General features: G+C 28.7%; 20 protein-coding genes. 11 read left to right on the forward strand and 9 right to left on the reverse strand.

Features of this window, described 5'->3' with window-relative positions; all coding sequences use genetic code 11:
• Window positions 1–231 precede the first annotated feature (231 nt).
• Genes hisG through hisIE form a run of 8 tightly spaced genes read left to right on the forward strand, consistent with a single transcriptional unit; the run spans window position 232 to window position 7,184 of the window.
• Window positions 232–1,089: an ATP phosphoribosyltransferase gene (gene hisG, locus Q0958_RS12460; protein WP_299123555.1), complete on the forward strand. Its 858-nt coding sequence runs from the start codon at window positions 232–234 to the stop codon at window positions 1,087–1,089.
• Window positions 1,090–1,104: 15 nt separating this feature from the next.
• Window positions 1,105–2,385, forward strand: a complete 1,281-nt coding sequence (hisD, locus tag Q0958_RS12465; protein WP_299123556.1) for a histidinol dehydrogenase — start codon at window positions 1,105–1,107, stop codon at window positions 2,383–2,385.
• 1 nt (window position 2,386) lies between these two features.
• Complete coding sequence (hisC, locus tag Q0958_RS12470; protein WP_299123558.1) at window positions 2,387–3,412, forward strand: histidinol-phosphate transaminase; 1,026 nt, start codon at window positions 2,387–2,389, stop codon at window positions 3,410–3,412.
• A gap of 1 nt (window position 3,413) precedes the next feature.
• Window positions 3,414–4,547, forward strand: coding sequence for a bifunctional histidinol-phosphatase/imidazoleglycerol-phosphate dehydratase HisB (hisB, locus tag Q0958_RS12475; protein WP_299123560.1), 1,134 nt, complete (start codon window positions 3,414–3,416; stop codon window positions 4,545–4,547).
• A gap of 1 nt (window position 4,548) precedes the next feature.
• On the forward strand, window positions 4,549–5,130 hold the full coding sequence (gene hisH, locus Q0958_RS12480) for an imidazole glycerol phosphate synthase subunit HisH (protein ID WP_299123562.1): 582 nt from the start codon (window positions 4,549–4,551) through the stop codon (window positions 5,128–5,130).
• Window positions 5,131–5,140: 10 nt separating this feature from the next.
• A complete protein-coding gene (gene hisA / locus Q0958_RS12485; RefSeq protein WP_299123565.1) occupies window positions 5,141–5,854 on the forward strand; it encodes a 1-(5-phosphoribosyl)-5-[(5-phosphoribosylamino)methylideneamino]imidazole-4-carboxamide isomerase in 714 nt (237 codons plus the stop codon).
• The gene (hisF, locus tag Q0958_RS12490; protein ID WP_150899174.1) at window positions 5,848–6,600 is read left to right on the forward strand and encodes an imidazole glycerol phosphate synthase subunit HisF; all 753 of its coding nucleotides are present in this window, start codon (window positions 5,848–5,850) and stop codon (window positions 6,598–6,600) included. Before hisA ends, hisF begins: the two co-directional genes overlap by 7 nt.
• Window positions 6,597–7,184 (forward strand): bifunctional phosphoribosyl-AMP cyclohydrolase/phosphoribosyl-ATP diphosphatase HisIE, encoded by a 588-nt coding sequence (hisIE, locus tag Q0958_RS12495; protein ID WP_299123567.1) that lies wholly within the window; start codon window positions 6,597–6,599, stop codon window positions 7,182–7,184. The genes hisF and hisIE overlap by 4 nt, the downstream gene beginning before the upstream one ends.
• Before the next feature lie 37 nt (window positions 7,185–7,221).
• Here hisIE and Q0958_RS12500 read toward each other — a convergent pair whose 3' ends face one another.
• Window positions 7,222–7,623 carry a hypothetical protein gene (locus tag Q0958_RS12500; RefSeq protein ID WP_150899172.1) on the reverse strand — a complete coding sequence of 134 codons (402 nt, stop codon included), beginning with the start codon at window positions 7,621–7,623 and terminating at the stop codon, window positions 7,222–7,224.
• 125 nt (window positions 7,624–7,748) lie between these two features.
• On the opposite strand from Q0958_RS12500, the gene Q0958_RS12505 reads away from it, so the two are divergent.
• Window positions 7,749–8,900, forward strand: a complete 1,152-nt coding sequence (locus Q0958_RS12505; protein WP_299123570.1) for an SAM-dependent methyltransferase — start codon at window positions 7,749–7,751, stop codon at window positions 8,898–8,900.
• A 68-nt stretch (window positions 8,901–8,968) separates the two neighbouring features.
• Here Q0958_RS12505 and Q0958_RS12510 read toward each other — a convergent pair whose 3' ends face one another.
• Entirely contained in the window at window positions 8,969–10,477 is a 1,509-nt protein-coding gene (locus Q0958_RS12510; RefSeq protein ID WP_299123572.1) for a hypothetical protein, read from the reverse strand.
• 149 nt (window positions 10,478–10,626) lie between these two features.
• Between Q0958_RS12510 and yiaA the strand changes: the two genes are divergently transcribed.
• Together yiaA and Q0958_RS12520 are read left to right on the forward strand one after the other, a co-directional pair.
• Window positions 10,627–11,115 carry an inner membrane protein YiaA gene (gene yiaA, locus Q0958_RS12515; RefSeq protein ID WP_299123574.1) on the forward strand — a complete coding sequence of 163 codons (489 nt, stop codon included), beginning with the start codon at window positions 10,627–10,629 and terminating at the stop codon, window positions 11,113–11,115.
• A gap of 141 nt (window positions 11,116–11,256) precedes the next feature.
• Window positions 11,257–12,180 carry an EamA family transporter gene (locus Q0958_RS12520; protein ID WP_299123576.1) on the forward strand — a complete coding sequence of 308 codons (924 nt, stop codon included), beginning with the start codon at window positions 11,257–11,259 and terminating at the stop codon, window positions 12,178–12,180.
• Here the strand turns inward: Q0958_RS12520 and Q0958_RS12525 are convergent.
• Genes Q0958_RS12525 through Q0958_RS12555 form a run of 7 tightly spaced genes read right to left on the reverse strand, consistent with a single transcriptional unit; the run spans window position 12,155 to window position 18,333 of the window.
• Window positions 12,155–12,973 carry a DUF1853 family protein gene (locus Q0958_RS12525; RefSeq protein ID WP_299123577.1) on the reverse strand — a complete coding sequence of 273 codons (819 nt, stop codon included), beginning with the start codon at window positions 12,971–12,973 and terminating at the stop codon, window positions 12,155–12,157. The genes Q0958_RS12520 and Q0958_RS12525 overlap by 26 nt on opposite strands.
• A gap of 9 nt (window positions 12,974–12,982) precedes the next feature.
• The gene (locus Q0958_RS12530; RefSeq protein WP_299123579.1) at window positions 12,983–13,486 is read right to left on the reverse strand and encodes an OmpH family outer membrane protein; all 504 of its coding nucleotides are present in this window, start codon (window positions 13,484–13,486) and stop codon (window positions 12,983–12,985) included.
• Window positions 13,487–13,546: 60 nt separating this feature from the next.
• Window positions 13,547–14,449, reverse strand: a complete 903-nt coding sequence (miaA, locus tag Q0958_RS12535) for a tRNA (adenosine(37)-N6)-dimethylallyltransferase MiaA (RefSeq protein WP_299123581.1) — start codon at window positions 14,447–14,449, stop codon at window positions 13,547–13,549.
• Window positions 14,450–15,268 carry an ion transporter gene (locus Q0958_RS12540; RefSeq protein WP_299123583.1) on the reverse strand — a complete coding sequence of 273 codons (819 nt, stop codon included), beginning with the start codon at window positions 15,266–15,268 and terminating at the stop codon, window positions 14,450–14,452. It abuts the gene before it with no gap.
• A gap of 26 nt (window positions 15,269–15,294) precedes the next feature.
• A complete protein-coding gene (locus tag Q0958_RS12545; protein ID WP_299123586.1) occupies window positions 15,295–16,392 on the reverse strand; it encodes an exonuclease domain-containing protein in 1,098 nt (365 codons plus the stop codon).
• Between the two features lie 32 nt (window positions 16,393–16,424).
• The gene (locus Q0958_RS12550) at window positions 16,425–17,105 is read right to left on the reverse strand and encodes a YggS family pyridoxal phosphate-dependent enzyme (RefSeq protein ID WP_299123588.1); all 681 of its coding nucleotides are present in this window, start codon (window positions 17,103–17,105) and stop codon (window positions 16,425–16,427) included.
• A complete protein-coding gene (locus Q0958_RS12555; RefSeq protein WP_299123590.1) occupies window positions 17,095–18,333 on the reverse strand; it encodes a DUF1015 domain-containing protein in 1,239 nt (412 codons plus the stop codon). The genes Q0958_RS12550 and Q0958_RS12555 overlap by 11 nt, the downstream gene beginning before the upstream one ends.
• Between the last annotated feature and the right edge of the window lies 1 nt (window position 18,334).

The following is an 18,334-nucleotide window of genomic DNA, read 5'->3' on the forward strand; positions in this document are numbered from 1 at the left end:
TTAGGAAAATTAAAAAATTATTTCAAATATTTGTGAAACAGAAATAAAGACATGAATTTTAATCAATTACATCATCATCATCATATTTGCACTCAAGCGAAGTGAAGATGTATTGATTAAAAATAAAATATATTTAAAACCCGTTTGAGTAAATCAAACGGGTTTTTTGTTTCCATAGGCGCCAGGAAATTATCTTCTCTATAAAGATTTACTCAAACCAAACTTAAGAAAATGAGTAAATTAAAAATAGCCATACAAAAATCGGGAAGACTAAATAAAGATTCCTTACAAATATTAAAAGACTGCGGTATTTCTATTGATAATGGAAAAGATCAATTGAAAGCTTCAGCAAGCAATTTTCCATTAGAGGTTTTCTATTTGAGAAACGGTGATATACCACAGTATCTAAAAGATGGAGTTATTGATATAGCAATTGTTGGGGAAAATTTGTTGATAGAAAAAGGAGAAGGAATCGAGTTTATAGAGAAACTTGGATTTTCGAAATGTAAAGTATCTCTTGCAATTCCTAAAGGAGAAGAATATAACGGATTGTCTTTTTTTCAGAATAAAAAAATAGCAACATCATATCCTAAAACAGTACAAGATTTTTTAACCAAAAACAATATTGATTCACAGTTACACATTATTAACGGATCAGTAGAAATTGCTCCCAATATTGGTTTGGCAGATGGTATTTGTGATATCGTTTCTAGTGGTTCTACACTTTTCAAAAATAATTTAAAAGAAGTTGAAGTTATTCTAAAATCTGAAGCAGTTTTAGCAGTGTCACCGAAATTAGAACCATTACAACAAGAAATTTTAAATAAGCTGCAATTCAGAATACAATCGGTTTTAAAGGGTAGGAGGTCTAAGTATATTTTACTAAATGCACCTAATAATAAGCTTGATAAAATCATAAATATTTTACCAGGAATGAGAAGCCCGACAGTATTGCCATTAGCAGAAAAAGGCTGGAGTTCAGTACACTCGGTATTAGACAAAAATGAGTTTTGGGAAATAATAGATGAGTTGAAAAACAATGGAGCTGAAGGGATTTTAGTGTGTCCAATTGAAAAAATGGTAATTTAAATTTTAAGGAATAAAATGAAGATTATAAAATATCCTAATAGAGAAGATTGGAAAAATCTTTGCAAGAGAGCTACTTTAAGTGAAAGTAATTTAGATGAAGTGGTTAAAGAGGTTTTGGAAGATGTTAAGTTAAATAAAAACAAAGCTTTAACAAAGTATGCGAAAAAGTTTGATGGATTAGATATCACTTCTTTTGAAGTAACTGAAGAAGAAATAGAGATTGCTAAGAATACAGTAAGTAATGAATTAAAAGAAGCAATACAGTTAGCAAAATCAAATATTGAGATTTTTCACACTTCTCAAAAAGAAGAAGAAAAAGAGGTTATAACATCAGAAGGAGTTACTTGTTGGCGTAAAAGTGTTGCGATAGATAAGGTTGGACTTTATATTCCTGGAGGTACAGCTCCTTTGTTTTCAACAATTCTAATGTTAGGAGTTCCAGCAAAAATAGCAGGATGTAAAGAAATTATTTTGTGTACACCTCCAAATAAAAAGGGAGAGGTAAATCCAGCGATTTTATATACGGCATCGTTAGTTGGGATTACTAAAATTTTTAAAGTAGGAGGTTCACAAGCAATAGGAGCTATGGCTTATGGTACAGAGACCATACCTAATGTGTATAAAATTTTAGGTCCAGGAAATCAATATGTAACTAAAGCAAAAGAATTAGTGCAACAGAAAGGAGTTGCTATTGATATGCCAGCAGGACCGAGTGAAGTCTTGGTTATTGCAAATGAAACTTCAAATCCAACATTTGTAGCAGCAGATTTATTATCGCAAGCAGAACACGGAACAGACAGCCAAGTTGTATTGGTAACAACTAAAACTACTATAGTAGAAGAGGTGTTAAAAGAAATTGAAAACCAATTAGAAGAGTTGCCAAGAAAAGAAATAGCAAAAAAAGCATTAGAAAATAGTTTTGCGGTTGTTTTAAATGCTATCGAAGAAACTATTGAATTTAGTAATGAATATGCACCTGAGCACTTAATTATAGCTTCTGATAATGCAACTCAATACATAAGTAAAATAGTTAATGCAGGATCAGTGTTTTTAGGAAATTATAGTTGTGAAAGTGCAGGTGATTATGCAAGTGGAACAAATCATACATTACCTACAAATGGATATGCTAAAAATTATAGTGGCGTTTCTTTAGACAGCTTTGTAAAGAAAATAACTTTTCAAGAAGTAACAGCAAAAGGGATTTCTAAAATAGGAAAAGCTATTGAGTTAATGGCTGAGGCAGAAGGTTTGCAGGCACACAAAAATGCAGTAACATTAAGATTAAAAGCTATATAGAATGTTTGAATTAGAAAAAATAGTTCGACCTAATATCCAAAGTTTGAAAGCGTATTCATCTGCAAGAGATGATTTTAAAGGAGAGGCAGAAGTGTATTTAGATGCTAATGAGAATCCATTTGGTACTTTAAATCGTTATCCAGACCCACAGCAAAAAAGTATTAAAGAGAAACTCTCAGAAATTAAAGAAATAAATACTAATCAAATTTTTGTAGGCAATGGTAGTGATGAAGTAATTGACTTGGCATTCAGAATATTTTGCAAACCAGGGAAAGATAAAGCTTTAACTTTTTCACCAACTTATGGAATGTACGATGTTTCAGCAGGGATAAATAATGTAGAATTAATTAAACAACCATTATTAGCAGATTTTCAAATCAATTTAAATCAGTTACAGCCTTATTTGGAAATGGATGAAGTAAAGTTAATTTTTATCTGTTCTCCAAACAACCCTACGGGGAATATAATTAACAAAGAAGATATAGAATACATCCTTGAAAATTTTAATGGAGTTGTAATTATTGATGAAGCTTATATTGATTTTAGTACAAAAGAATCTTTAGTTACTGAAATTAAAAATTACCCAAACTTAATTGTGAGTCAGACATTTAGTAAGGCGTGGGGATTAGCTGGAGCTAGAGTTGGAATAGCTTATGCAAGCTCAAAAATTATTGATTTATATAGTAAAGTAAAGCCTCCATATAATGTAAGTTCTTTGAATCAAAATGCAGTTTTGGTGAGTTTGAATAATCAAACAAAATTCGAAATTGAAAAGAATATCATTTTAATAGAGAGAGAAAAAGTAATAACTCAATTAACTCAATTGCCAATGGTCAAAACAATCTATCCTACCGAAGCTAATTTTGTATTGGTTGAAGTAGAAAAAGTAAATGAATTGTATAAGGACTTGGTAAAAAAGAAAATAATTACAAGAAACAGAAATAGTGTAATTAATGATTGTTTACGTATAACAATAGGCAGCCCAGAAGAAAATCAAAAACTAATCAACGCATTACAAGAATTATAATATGAAACGAGTATTATTTATAGATAGAGATGGAACTTTAATTAAAGAACCAGCAGATGAACAAACAGATTCATTTGAGAAACTTCAATTTTATCCAAAAGTATTTCAAGGTTTGGGTAAGATAGCAAAGGAGTTAGATTTTGAATTGGTATTAGTAACTAACCAAGATGGGCTAGGTACAGAAGTTTATCCTGAAAATACATTTTGGCCTGTACATAATTTTGTAATGAATACTTTAAAAGAAGAAGGAATAATTTTTTCAGAAGAATTTATAGATAAAACATTTGCAAGAGATAATCAACCAACAAGAAAACCTAATACAGGTTTATTAACAAAGTTTTTTTCAGAGGAATATGATTTAGCAAATTCATTTGTAATTGGTGATCGCTTAACTGATATTGAGTTAGCTAAGAATTTAGGAGCCAAAGGAATTTATATAAACGATGAAACTTTTTTAGGAACTGATGAAATTACAGTTAAAAGAAGTGAGTTGGATGAATTTATAGCGCTTGAAAGTAATGATTGGAATGCTATTTATGAGTTCTTGAAACTAGAAGAAAGAGTAGCGAGTATTGTTAGAAATACAAATGAAACAAAAATAAGTATTCAATTAAATCTAGACGGAACAGGACAAAGTAACATAAGTACAGGAATAGCTTTTTTTGATCATATGTTAGATCAAATAGCGCGTCATGGACAAATGGATTTAGCTATAAAAGTAAATGGAGATTTAGAGGTAGATGAGCACCATACAATTGAAGACACTGCAATAGCATTAGGGGAAGTTTTTAATAAAGCTTTAGGGAATAAGCTTGGTATAGAACGTTATGGTTTTTGTCTTCCTATGGACGATTGTTTAGCTCAGGTGGCTATAGATTTTGGAGGAAGAAATTGGTTAGTATGGGAAGCAGAGTTCAAAAGAGAAATGGTAGGGAAAATGCCAACAGAAATGTTTTTTCACTTCTTCAAATCATTTACTGATGGGGCTAAATGTAACTTGAATATAAAAGCAGAAGGAGTAAATGAACACCATAAAATAGAAGCTATATTTAAGGCTTTTGCTAAAGCTGTTAAGGTAGCTGTTAAGAGAGATTCTAGTAAAATGATTTTACCATCAACCAAAGGAGCGTTATAAAATGATAGCAATTATAAAATACAATGCAGGAAATATAAGGTCTGTGCAAAATGCAATTAGTCGTTTGGGATATGAGAGTATTATAACCGACGATTTAGAAGAAATAAAACAAGCAGATAAAGTAATATTTCCAGGAGTAGGTGAGGCGAGTTCAGCAATGAAATATTTAAAAGATAGGAAACTAGATAGGATATTGATATCATTGAAACAGCCAGTATTAGGAATTTGCTTAGGACTTCAGCTTATGTGTAAATCATCAGAAGAAGGAAATACAAAATGCTTAGGGATTTTTGATGCTGAAACAAAAAAGTTTCCTCCGTTGAAAAAGGTACCACACATGGGATGGAATAATTTTTCAACAATAAAAGAATCAAAAATAACAGAAAGTATAAATGTTAATGATGATGTATACTATGTTCATGGTTATTATGCAGAGCTCTCAGAAGATACAGTTGCTACATGCAATTATATAGAGTTGTTTAGTACTGTGATGCAAAGAGATAATTTTTATGCAATGCAATTTCATCCAGAGAAATCGGCAAGTATAGGCGAGAAGTTACTAAAGAATTTTTTAGAATTATAAAACAGATATAATGAGAATTATACCAGCGATAGATATTATAGAAGGAAAGTGTGTTCGGCTTACAAAAGGTGATTATTCAACTAAAAAAATATATAACGAAAATCCATTAGAAGTAGCTAAAGAGTTTGAAGATAATGGAATAAAATATTTGCACTTAGTAGATTTAGATGGAGCGAAATCAAAACATATTGTAAACTATAAGGTATTAGAAGAAATAGCAACAAGGACTAATTTGAAGATAGATTTTGGAGGAGGTTTAAAGTCTAATGATGATTTACGTATTGCTTTTGAAAGTGGAGCAAATCAAATAACAGGAGGAAGTATAGCAATTAAAAATCCAGATGTTTTTATTGGATGGTTAACAAAGTATGGAAGCGAAAAAATTATTCTGGGAGCAGATTGTAAAAATAGAAAAATAGCAACACAAGGTTGGTTAGAAACTTCGGAGGTAGATGTGGTAGACTTTATAAAAGAATATGAGGAGATTGGAGTGCAAAGTACTATCTGTACAGATGTAGCTAAAGATGGGATGCTTCAAGGAGCCTCTGTGGATTTATATCTAGAAATTTTGAGTAAAAGTGCAGTGAATTTAATAGCAAGTGGAGGAGTTGCTACTATTGAAGATTTAGTAAGACTAAAAGAGATAGGTTGTGAAGGAGCTATTTTAGGAAAGGCTATTTATGAAGGGAAAATAAGTTTAAAAGAATTACAAGAGTTATGTTGAAAAAAAGAATAATTCCTTGCTTGGATATCAAAAATGGAAGAACAGTTAAAGGAGTTAATTTTATAGATATTAGAGATGCAGGAGATCCAATAGAACTTGCAAAAAAATATGTAGAAGAAGGAGCGGATGAATTGGTCTTTTTAGATATTACTGCAACTCTAGAGAATAGAAAAACTTTGGTGGAATTGGTAGAGAAAATAGCCAAAGAAATAAACATACCGTTTACCGTAGGAGGAGGAATAAGTACAGTAGATGATGCATTAGCTTTGATTAAAGCAGGAGCAGATAAAGTGAGTGTTAATTCATCAGTAGTGAAAAACCCTCAGTTAATAACTGATTTAAAGAATCGTTTTGGAAGTCAGTTTGTAGTAGTAGCTATAGATACTAAAAATGTAAATGATGAATGGAAAGTATTTACTAAAGGAGGTACTTATGAAACAAGTTTAGAAACAGTTAGTTGGGCAAAGGAAGTGGAGCGTTTAGGTGCTGGAGAAATCTTATTAACTTCTATGAACAGTGATGGTACTAAAGAGGGGTTTTCAATAGAGATTACAAACTTAGTAAGTAAAAAAGTTAACATACCAGTAATAGCCTCTGGAGGAGCAGGGATAGAAGAGCATTTTAAAGAAGTTTTTACAAAAACAGAAGCAAGTGCAGGGTTAGCAGCTAGTATTTTTCACTTTTCAGAAATACCAGTACCAAAACTTAAACAATATTTAAAAGAACAAAACATAGCAATACGATGAATATAGATTTTGTAAAGGGAAATGGATTGGTTCCAGTAATTATTCAAAATAACTTTACCTTACAGGTTTTGATGCTGGGATATATGAATGAAGCAGCTTTTTTAAAAACACAAAAAGAAAAAAGAGTTACATTTTATAGTAGAAGTAAGAATAGATTGTGGACAAAAGGAGAAGAATCAGGTAACTTTTTAGAAGCAAAAAGTATTCAACTTGATTGTGATAAAGATACTTTATTGATAAAAGCGGTTCCTCAAGGTCCTACCTGTCATAAAGGAACAACATCGTGTTTTTCAGAAGAAACATCAAAAGGGTTTTTGTATAAGCTAGAAGAGACCATAAATAATAGAATAGATGATAATGTTGAAACATCTTATACTAATAAATTATATAAAAGAGGCATTAATAAAGTAGCACAAAAAGTAGGAGAAGAAGCTGTAGAATTAGTAATTGAAGCAAAAGACAATAATGAAGAATTGTTTAAAAATGAAGCAGCAGACTTATTATATCACTTTTTAATTTTATTAAAAACTAAGAATTTAAGTTTGTTAGATATAGAAGAAACATTAAGTTCTAGAAATTCATAAACAAAAAGGTGAATGTTTTTAACATTCACCTTTTTGTTTAATATTCTACGGAAAGAGAAGTGTCGTAGTATTTCTTTTTCCCTTTATAATATCCATAGTTAAAGACTAGAATTTTTTTATATTTTCCTTTGAAAACTTTTCTATAATATGATAACTCTTGAATGTTTTTGGCATTGAAAAGAATTTGTTCTTTATTATTATTTACTTTACCGTAGATAGAAATTTGGTATTTATTTTTTGATTCTGATTCTTTAAAGCTTGTAGAATAGATAATTTTAGAAACCATAAAAGGTTGTTCTTTATTATCGTATTTATTTGGTGATTTAAAGAAAATATTGGCGTACTTACTTTTAATATTCTTTAGTTTTAAATTCTCTTTTTGAGAAAAAGAAGAAATACTAAACCCTAAGAAAATGATAATTAACAATAAATTTTTCATAATTCTATGATTTAAATGTTATTAAAGTTAATTAAAATATTTTAAATGAGTGTTTTATATGTTTTTGTTTATTCAAACTTTAATACAATTTATACTTAACTAAGTTAATTGACTATTTTTGCAAAATGAATGAATTTCAACAATTAAGTGATACACTAAATCAAAGTGTTTTAGAATCTAATTTTGTAAAGCTTACCTTAAGTAAGCCTATTAGAAAAAGTGATGGATTGCCAAATGTATATGTTAGATTAATAAAAATAAAAGGAACAGAAATGTTCCAATTTACTTATCATTATACAACTAATGATAAAGTAAAAAACTATACATTAATAGAGGCAATATCAGAATTAGAAATCTTATTAATGGATAATTTTAGAGCAGCTACGCTTTTTACATTGTCTAATGATTTGTTGGTGTTTATATCAAAAAAGAAGAAGGTGTCTTATAAATTAAATGCACCAAGTTTTAAAAATAAGTTACCTGAAACACACGATAAACCTAAAGAACGATTAGCTGAAGCTGGAAGTTATTTGCAGTATTTAGGTATTACAGATAAGTCAGGTAAGGTTATTCATAAAATGGCAGATAAATACCGACAAATAAATAAGTATCTAGAAATTATAGAAGGATTACTAAAATCAACAAAACTTCCAAAGAAAATCAATATTGTTGATATGGGATCTGGAAAAGGATATTTGACTTTTGCTTTGTATGATTATTTAGTAAATCAAAAAAAGTATAATGCTACAGTAACTGGTATTGAGTTAAGAAAGGAATTAGTTACCTATTGTAATGATGTTGCTAAGAAGTCTGAGTTTAAAAATTTATCGTTTGTAGCACAGCCAATTCAAGAATACGATAATAATAAGATAGATATTTTGATAGCATTACATGCATGTGATACAGCAACTGACGATGCTATTTATAAAGGATTATCTTCTAAAGCAGAATTAATTATATGTGCTCCATGTTGTCATAAACAAATCCGTCAGCAAGTAAAAGGAAAAGAGCAAGAAAGTCCATTATTAAAGTATGGTATTTTTAAAGAGCGTCAGTTTGAAATGGTAACAGATACTATAAGAGCACTTATTTTAGAAAAGAATAATTACAATACTAAAGTATTTGAATTTATAAGTAATGAGCATACTCGTAAGAATGTAATGCTAGTTGGTACTAAATCTTCTAAAAAGAATGATGTTTCAAAAATTGAAGACAAAATCTCAAGTTTAAAAAATGCCTATTCAATAGAGAATCATTATTTAGAAACACTTATGTAAATGTGTATATAAAAAACCCAAAAATCACCTTTAAAAGGTGATTTTTGGGTTTTACAAGAATATTATATCTAAGCTTTAACTTGATCAATTAATTCTAAAGTAACATCAAATACACTCTTTTTATACATTTTACTTTTCAGCCAAGCATAAAAACTCATTACAAAAAGATCTTCATGTTTAGCGCCTATGAAGTCAAAAGAGTTTTCAACTTTGTTAAAGAAATCAGTAGAAGTAGCTGACTCTGGATTTTTATAAATCTTTTCAACCAAACTTAGGTAATTAATAACACGAAGTTGTCCAATATCTTTTAAATAATCGTAGTATTTTCTTTTAAAACTTAATAATCTGGATTCAAATAAGTCAATATTATTTAATTCTAAATGAAGTAAAATTTCAATAAGATTTTTTTTAATTGTCCATTCCATACTGTTTTTTTCAATGTACCAATTGTCGGAATGATAAAATTTAGAAAATAATTGTAGCGCTTTTTGTAGTTGATTATTTTGAAAGTAAAACATAATTAGACTTAAGTGGATATCTAACATAGTTTTTATATCAGTATTTTTTTTATCAATTAGGTTTTCTAAAATATGTATAGCTTCTGCTTGTTTGTTGGTATAGTTTTTATTTAAGGCAAATAATAGCGAATAATTGTACTTAAAATAGTTGTAGTACTTTTTTTTACCTTGAAGCATATACTCATGCATTATATTGAGATAATACATAGATTTGTCAAAGTTTTTATTCCTAAACAAGGTATTAGAAATTAAATATAGTACTCTAATATGATAGTAGAGTTGTTTTTCATTTTCCTTTTTCTTTTTTAGAGTTTCGTAAGTATCAATAAGAAAAGCTTCAACAGTGATAAAATCTTTACTTACAAAGGCTGAAATACTCGCAATGGTTATTAACTGATACAAAGATTTAAAAGACATACTATTGTTGATGCTAATATTATGTTCTTTGAAAATAGTATTGGTAATTTCTTGGAAACTTAAATGACTACCACCTTCGTAGTTCATTGTTTTTAGAGTTTGTCTAATTTTAGCATATACAATGTTAAGCTCTTCTTCAAGAAAATGATTCTTTTGGTTTTCTTTAAAGTCACTAACAATAGCATCTATGTTAGTGTTAGGAATTGTATATGCATATTGAATTTTAGTATGATATATTTCGCTAAGTATTGTAAAGAGTTGATATTCTTTAGCAATACTTTCAGCTTTATCTAAAATTTTATAAGCCGTTTTATAGTTTTTGTTTATTAAAAAGTCTCTAGCAGCAAGAATGTATTTTACAATTTGAATATCAATAGAGTTTTCGCCTTGTAATTTATTATTGGCTATAAAATCAATTAGAGAGTCTATTAAACGTTGTTTTAGAGTATAATAAGCATCTCTTTTTTGACTTTTATATAAGTCATTACAAATAATAGAAATCGATGTTTCTCCCTTGGTTATAAGTTTAAATAGTTGAATGTTTTTTGCGTCTTTTCGTTTATTCTTTTTCTCTAAGTAAAGTATAAACTTATGTTGTTCATCAGAAGATAAGGTAGAAATTATAGATTTTAAATCTATCATTATATCGTTGGTTATTTATTTTGAAAATATAGTAAATATAGTTAATTATTGTTTTTTGTATTAAATTATATCGTTGGTTTTTTGAATATTTTGTTTTTAAAAACATTAATAGTCACTGCATTTTTGTCCTGTAATTAAAAATGAAAATTATGAATAACCAAATAGAAACTTTTGAACATAATAAAGAGGTTAAAAAGAAAAAGAAGAAAACAGTTAAAGTTTTTGATCAAAAACCAACATCGGCATTTATAGGTGCTTCATGGGGAGTGTTAATAATAGGAATTTCAGCATATTGTATTGGACTATGGAATGCGGAGATGGAATTGAATGAAAAAGGGTATTATTTTACAGTATTGCTTTTTGCGTTATTCTCAGTTATCTCTATACAGAAAACAATTAGAGATAAATTAGAAGGAATACAAGTAACAGAGATTTATTACGGAATGAGTTGGTTTACCACTATAACATCTATTGTTCTGTTAGTAGTTGGACTTTGGAATGCAGATTTATTATTGAGTGAAAAAGGGTTTTATGGTATGTCTTTTACATTAAGTCTCTTCGCAGCCATATCAGTACAAAAAAACACAAGGGATATTGCTTATATAAAGGAAAGTGAAAATGAAGAAGGGAGTCATTAATTAAGAAAACTCGTATGTATAGTAATATGCATGCGAGTTTAATGTTTATTGTAGTTAATAGTTAATAGAAAAAATGAAATTCTTTTTGTTTGAATAAATTGAAAGTATAATTGTACTTTTATCTCTAGAAGGCAAGCAAATATGAAAACATCAAAATTATTAATAATTGGAGCGTTTTTTTCTATATACATTATATGGGGATCTACCTATTTATTTAATAAAATAGCAGTAACAGAAATTCCACCTTTATTTTTAGCAACCATACGTTTTTTAATGGCTGGTTTATTAATTATTTTGATAGCTAAGTTGATGAAGATACCTACAAAATTATCAAAAAATCAGTTTGTTAATTCATTAATAGCGGCCTTTTTATTCTTGGTATATGGTAACGGTGTTTTTGTATGGGCGTTAAAATATGTTGATAGTGGTTTTGCAGCGTTGTTAGCTTCAACTCAGCCTTTATTTGTATTATTCTTATTACGTTTGATTGATGGGAAAAGAATGCAAAAAAAATCAATGATTGGTGTTTTGTTAGGAATGATAGGGATGTATTTATTGGTAAGTCAGGAAGAAATTTCAACTTCAGAAGGAAGTGTTTTAGGAATTTTTATGATGCTAACTTGTGTGTTAAGTTGGAGTTATGGTAGTGTTTTTGTGTCTAAGGCCGATTTACCTAAAAATTATTTAGTAAGTACAGGATATCAAATGTTATTTGCAGCTATTATGTTAGGTGCTGCAAGTTTAATTTTTAAAGAAACATGGATTTCTCCATTAGAATGGTCCTATAAAACTCAAATGTCAATGGTATTCTTAATTATTTTTGGAGGAATAGTTGCTTTTACTGCATTTAATTATTTGCTAAAAGTGGTTTCTCCAGAAAAAGTAGCAACTTCGGCTTATGTAAATCCAGTAATAGCTTTAGTGTTAGGTTGGAGTTTGTTAGATGAGGAATTAACTCGTCAATCGATAATAGCTTCTATAGTGTTGTTAACCGGTGTATATTTTATAACTTCAAGGAAAAGAATAACTAAAAATAAAGTTACCACCAAACCACAAAAAATTTAAAAAGTTCACCGTTAGGTTTTTTAAGCCAGCATAAAGGAGCGTTTTCTTCGTTTAAATAGGTTTGAAGTTTAGAAGTGAAATCATTAAAATTTAGCCAGTTATTATTTGTGTTAGGTGTTACTAACCAATTATGTTTGTTTGGAATATAAAATTTTGAGTCTTTAAATTGTTCTAATTCATTAGGATGAATATAAAATCCAGCAATACATTCATTATTTATTACAGGGAATTCATCTTTATTATAACTTTTTAAATGAGTGAATAATTGAGCTTTGAAGTATACATGTTGTTCAATATCATTAACATTTAATTCTAATTCTTGTAAATAAGTAGCACATTCTTTAGAATAGAGTAGGGGTAATTGCTTTTCTTTTAATTTAGTTAGTTTTTGATACAAACTATCTCTTCTATTGGGACCAATCCAATGCTCAATTTCAGTATTTCCTACATTATAATCATATAAATAGAATTTATAAATAATTTCTAAATGAATTGGTTTACCTTTTTTTAATAAGATACAATCTAATTCTCCTACAGTACGCTTTTGATCTTGAATTTGTAAGTTTTCTGTAAGGATTTTTATGTTATGATTTTGTTGTAAATGAAAAGAAACAAAACGTTCAACTAGTTTCCCTAAACGAAGTTTTTGAGTAATTTGAGAGTTGAAAGAAGTAGTTTTCTTATCGGTGTTTTCAAATTGAACGAAATCAAAAACACCTTTTCCATACCATAGAAAAGGTGTTTCTAAAAATCCTTTATATTGTAATAATAAGTCTTTTGATTTTTTATCCATCAAAAGAGCCTATTCTTTAATTCCTAATTTTTCTAAAACTAACTTAGTTATATCATAACGCTCATCAATATATCCAAATTGGTTACCGTTGGTGGTTAAAATTTGAGTATATCCATTAGCTTTTGAAACTTCAGCTATAACTTCACTTAATTTTTTATATAATGGACGCATGCTATCATTTCTTTGGATTTGTAGTAGCTTAGCTCCGTTTTGTCTAAAATTATTAATTTCTTGTTCTAAAGTAGCAATTTCTTGGGCTTTATTTTTTTTGTCTTCTTCTGATAAACTTTTTTGAGAAGTTTTAAAAGTTTCAACTTTGGTCTGAAATTCTTTTAATTTTATTTGAAAAGAAGAATCTAGTTTTTTACTATAATTTTCAACTCTGCGAATAACATTTTTCATTTGTGGCATTTTACTAATAATATAATCACTATTAACAGTACCTACCTTAGTCTGTGCATATGATAATGTTGTAAATAATGTTATTGCAAAAAGTATAAATTTAAATTTCATTGTTTTTAATTATTTTTCACAAATATATAAAAGAGAATAAATTGAAAAACTTAAATGTAGTTAAATTTTATTTTCAATTTCTTGTATAATATGCTGTGTGTCATCTTGAAAGTCGAACCAAATAATATTTTTATCTTTTCTAAACCAAGTACCTTGTCTTTTCGCAAAACGACGTGTGTTTTTCTTAATTTCTTCTATGGCAAATTCTTTAGTGAAATTTCCATCAAAATATTCGAAAAGTTCTCTATATCCAACGGTTTGTAATGCGTTTAACTTTTTATGAGGATACAATTCTTTTGCTTCTTCCATTAAACCGTTGTTAATCATAATGTCAACTCTTTGATTAATACGGTTATACATGATTTCTCTATCAGCAGTTAATCCTATTTTGATTGATTGAAAATTACGTGGTGTTTTAGGTTTATTTTTAAAAGATGAATATGTATTATTTGTACCAATACAAATTTCTAAGGCTCTAATAAGTCTATGAGGATTATCTAAGGCAATAGAATTATAGGTTTCTGTATCCAAACCTTTTAATTGATTTTGTAAAGATTCAATTCCTTTTTCTTCTAATTCTTTAGTAAGATTAACTCTAATATTTGGGTCTACATCAGGAAAATAATCTAAACCTTTTAAAGCGGCATCAACATACAAGCCACTTCCACCTACCATAATTTGAATAGGATTTTTTTGAAATAACTCATCAAGTTTAGCTAGAGTATCTTTTTCAAATTGCCCAACAGAATAATCCTCAAAAATACTTCTGTTTTGAATAAAGTGATGTGTAGCTGAAGCTAATTCATCAGCATCAGGAACTGCGGTTCCAATACTCATTTCTTTATAAAATTGACGAGAATCACATGAAATGATATCACAACCAAAATGTTGCGCTAGTTTTATACTTAATGCAGTTTTTCCAATAGCTGTTGCACCAACAATGGTAATTAAAGTGTTCTTCATTTAGTCATGTAATTTACTTCCGCAATGATTGCAATAAGAGGCATCATCGTCATGCCCTTCATAAGAGCAACTAGGACAAGATTGTGTGTTTAAGTTTATATCGTTCACTTTAACCATTTCAGAACTTACTATCCCAGTAGGAACAGCAATAATACCATAACCAAGAATCATAATAATACTAGCTATAAATTGGCCAAAAGGTGTGTGAGGAGCAATATCTCCATAGCCAACAGTTGTAAGTGTTACAATGGCCCAATATACACTTCGAGGAATGCTTGTAAAACCATTATCTCCTCCTTCAATTAAATACATTACAGTGCCTAAAATGACACATAAAATTAAAACGAAAAATAAGAATACTGCTATTTTAGCTCTACTTGCTTTAAGTGCTTTCATAAAGTTATTAGATTCTCCTATGAAACGAGCAAGCTTTAAGATTCTAAAAACACGTAGTAATCGTAATGCTCTCAAAGCAACTAAACTATGTGTGCCAGTAAAGAAAATAGCTAAGTATTTTGGTAATGTTGAAAGTAAATCAATAATACCATAAAAACTAAAAATATACTTCTGAGGTTTATTTATAGAAACGATACGAACTATATATTCAACAGAAAAAAGAATTGTAATTAACCATTCAGAAAGGTTTAAAATTTCTCCATATTTCTCATTAATACTATTAACGCTTTCTAGCATAACTAATACAATACTAGCTATAATTGCAATTAATAATACGATGTCAAATAATTTCCCAGCAGGAGTATCCGCTTCATAAATTATTTCATGAAGTTTTTCTTTCCAATTTTTTGATTCGGTTTTCAAATGAAAAAAGTTGATTTAAGACAATATTACAAATTATTTTCTACTTGTAGTCTTACTATTTTAGGTACTTTGTTTTTAAGTAAGTAGTTTTTAATTATGGTTTTAGCTAATTGTTTGTCCTCAATTGGAGTAACCATAGATTTTAAAACTGTTAATTGATTTTCTTGAAAAGCTAAATTGGTAAAAGTATACCCAACTACTTGATTGTTTTCTACTAAAATAACACCATGTTCTTCAGGTATTCTTCCTTTATCAACAATTAAAAAGTTATCGTGATTGAAGTTTCTATCATTAACTTTTCTTCTACGAATAATATTAAATTTAGGTTTTAATTTAAGAAGCTCTGTATGGTATTTTAAACGAGTAAGAAGAATGTTTCCAGTTTCTTCATAACTTATTTCTACAACTCTCTTTTGTACTTTTTGAGCTTTAGGTGTTTCCTTTAAAAATAGTTTGTTTACTTCCTGTTTTATGTTTTTTCCTCGACCAATGTATATGATTTTGCCTTCTTCATTATGAGCGTAAAATACTCCTTGCTTTTCTGGAAGTTTGTCTAGTATTTTTAAGAAGCGTTGCTTTTCGTGTCGGTTATCAGTATATTTTATGGATTGCTGAATAATTTCTTTATCAATATCTTTTTCTAGTAATAACTTGAAAAGTTGTACAGTAGCTAAAGCATCACCATTAGCTCTATGTCTATCAGACATTGGTATACCTACAAACCTACAAAGCTTACCTAAGCTATGAGATGGAGCTTCTGAAATTAATTTTTTGCTAAGAGAAACAGTACACAAGGTATTACGTTGGTAATTAAACCCTAATCGATCAAATTCTGTACGTAAAATTCTATAATCAAAGCTGGCATTGTGTGCAATAATGATGCAGTCTTCAGTAATTTCAATAATTCGTTTTGCTACTTCATAAAATTTAGGAGCATTACGAAGCATTTTGTTGTTAATACCAGTTAGTTTAACAACAAACTCTTGAATTTCTCTTTCAGGATTTACTAAACTTATAAATTGATCTACAATTTGATGTCCATCAAATTTGTGAATAGCAATTTCAGTAATGCCTTCTTCGTTAAATTTACCTCCTGTCGTTTCAATGTCTAAAATTGCGTACAATTCTTTTTCTCTTTTAGCTAGTTAATGTAAATTTAAACAATATAATTTCTAACTCCAAAAATAGAACTACCAATTCTAACCATATTGCTTCCATTTTCTATAGCTAATTGATAGTCACCACTCATTCCCATTGAAAGCGTGTTTAGATTAGAGTATTTTTCCTGATTTTTCTTGAAGAAATTAGCTAATGACGAAAATTCTTCTTGAAGTTGTTGCTGATTATCTGTAAATGTAGCCATCCCCATTAAACCAACAATATTTATATGTTCTAGTTCAGATAATTCTTCTGAAGATAATATTTCTTCAATATCAGAAAATAATAATCCAAATTTAGTATCCTCTTTAGCTATACGAGCTTGTAAAAGACAATTGATAACTCTATCGTGTTTTTTAGCTTGTTTATTAATCTCTTTCAAAGTTTTAAAGCTATCTACACCATGAATTAAATCAACAAAATGAGCCATATATTTTACCTTATTTCGCTGTAAATGACCTATCATGTGCCATTTAATATCTTTAGGTAAGTTATCATACTTATTAACCATTTCTTGTATTTTGTTTTCACCAAATACACGTTGGCCAGCCTCATAAGCTTCTTGTATGTCTTCAATAGGCTTGGTTTTTGAAACAGCAACTAAGGTTACGTTTTCTGGTATGCTATTTTTTATTTTTTGAAGATTTTCTTTAATTCCATTAATCATATCAGAATTCATAAATAGTTAAGGCACTTCTTAATTTTGGTTCAATGTAGGTAGTTTTTGGAGGCATTAATTTTCCTGAATCTACAATACTTTTTAATTCTTCAATAGTGGTTGGTAACATTCCAAAAGAAATTTTAAAATCGCCACTATCAACTTTTGTTTTTAATTCTAAACTGTCTGATTTATCTTGTGAATAGATAATTTTTGATGCGTTTCTAATATCATTAATACCTAAAATTGGTTTTAGGACTGTTGTATAAAGAATTTGTGCATCTAGTCGACTTAAAGAATCGGTAAATTCATAAGCAGATTTTCTAAGGTACAGTGCATAAAACTCTCCATTTAAATACATGCTAAAGTGATGTTTCTCTTTAGGTCTGTACAATTCTTGACCTCTATTTTCAATTCTGAAAAAAGTATCTAATTCAATTAAAAATTCATCAGGAGTTAAACCATTTAAGTCTTTTATAAAACGATTAAACTCATAAATACTTAATTGGCTTTCTGGTAGTAAGTAACTCATGAATGAGTTGTATTTTTCTTTACCGGTATGATTTGGATTGTCTTTGGCTAAATTTTTAGCAAGTAAACAAGAAGAAGTAGATCTATGATGACCATCTGCTATATATAAAGTATCTACATTGTCAAATGCTTTTGTTATTTGCTCAATGTCATTTTTTTCATTTACAACCCATAATAAATGATGGTCTTTGTCGGTAGTAGAAAATTCATATTCAGCTCTTTCAGTCTGATATTTTTTGATGATAGATTCAATAACATCATTATCAGGATAGGTAAGGAGTACAGGTTCTGAGTTGAATCCTGTATTCTTTAAATAGTTTTCAAAAAGTAATTCTCGTTCTCTAAGAGTTCCTTCGTGTTTTTTTATAACATCATTATGATAATCTTCAACAGAGGTTGCAGCTATAATTCCACAAAAAGAATTTGTAGGAGTTGTTTTTTGATAGATATAAAAAGCAGGAGCTTCGTCTTGAGTGAAAATTTTATCTTCTTTAAATTCTAAATAACGATTGTGTACCAATTTAAAGCGTTGTTCTCCACTAATATCTTCTTTATGATATTTATATCCAGGATTAATTACATGTAAAAAAGAATAAGGGTTAAACGCTAATTTAGCATTCAACATTTCTGAGGTATAAATTTCATATGATTTAGATGAAACCATAGCTACTTTATCACGAGTAGCTCTTACTGCTTTAAAAGGTTTTACAATTGCCATA

It is taken from the genome of uncultured Tenacibaculum sp. (genome assembly GCF_947499065.1).
In the GTDB taxonomy this organism is placed as follows: domain Bacteria; phylum Bacteroidota; class Bacteroidia; order Flavobacteriales; family Flavobacteriaceae; genus Polaribacter.

Bases quoted from the DNA above. Each gene is read 5' to 3' on its own strand.
- hisB (WP_299123560.1), top strand. From the start codon at position 3,414: ATGAAACGAGTATTATTTATAGATAGAGATGGAACTTTAATTAAAGAA.
- hisF (WP_150899174.1), top strand. From the start codon at position 5,848: ATGTTGAAAAAAAGAATAATTCCTTGCTTGGATATCAAAAATGGAAGA.
- hisH (WP_299123562.1), top strand. From the start codon at position 4,549: ATGATAGCAATTATAAAATACAATGCAGGAAATATAAGGTCTGTGCAA.
- yiaA (WP_299123574.1), top strand. From the start codon at position 10,627: ATGAATAACCAAATAGAAACTTTTGAACATAATAAAGAGGTTAAAAAG.
- hisC (WP_299123558.1), top strand. From the start codon at position 2,387: ATGTTTGAATTAGAAAAAATAGTTCGACCTAATATCCAAAGTTTGAAA.
- Q0958_RS12530 (WP_299123579.1), bottom strand. From the start codon at position 13,486: ATGAAATTTAAATTTATACTTTTTGCAATAACATTATTTACAACATTA.
- hisG (WP_299123555.1), top strand. From the start codon at position 232: ATGAGTAAATTAAAAATAGCCATACAAAAATCGGGAAGACTAAATAAA.
- Q0958_RS12500 (WP_150899172.1), bottom strand. From the start codon at position 7,623: ATGAAAAATTTATTGTTAATTATCATTTTCTTAGGGTTTAGTATTTCT.
- hisIE (WP_299123567.1), top strand. From the start codon at position 6,597: ATGAATATAGATTTTGTAAAGGGAAATGGATTGGTTCCAGTAATTATT.
- miaA (WP_299123581.1), bottom strand. From the start codon at position 14,449: ATGAAGAACACTTTAATTACCATTGTTGGTGCAACAGCTATTGGAAAA.
- Q0958_RS12525 (WP_299123577.1), bottom strand. From the start codon at position 12,973: ATGGATAAAAAATCAAAAGACTTATTATTACAATATAAAGGATTTTTA.
- Q0958_RS12510 (WP_299123572.1), bottom strand. From the start codon at position 10,477: ATGATAGATTTAAAATCTATAATTTCTACCTTATCTTCTGATGAACAA.
- Q0958_RS12550 (WP_299123588.1), bottom strand. From the start codon at position 17,105: ATGAATTCTGATATGATTAATGGAATTAAAGAAAATCTTCAAAAAATA.
- Q0958_RS12555 (WP_299123590.1), bottom strand. From the start codon at position 18,333: ATGGCAATTGTAAAACCTTTTAAAGCAGTAAGAGCTACTCGTGATAAA.
- Q0958_RS12505 (WP_299123570.1), top strand. From the start codon at position 7,749: ATGAATGAATTTCAACAATTAAGTGATACACTAAATCAAAGTGTTTTA.
- hisA (WP_299123565.1), top strand. From the start codon at position 5,141: ATGAGAATTATACCAGCGATAGATATTATAGAAGGAAAGTGTGTTCGG.
- Q0958_RS12520 (WP_299123576.1), top strand. From the start codon at position 11,257: ATGAAAACATCAAAATTATTAATAATTGGAGCGTTTTTTTCTATATAC.
- hisD (WP_299123556.1), top strand. From the start codon at position 1,105: ATGAAGATTATAAAATATCCTAATAGAGAAGATTGGAAAAATCTTTGC.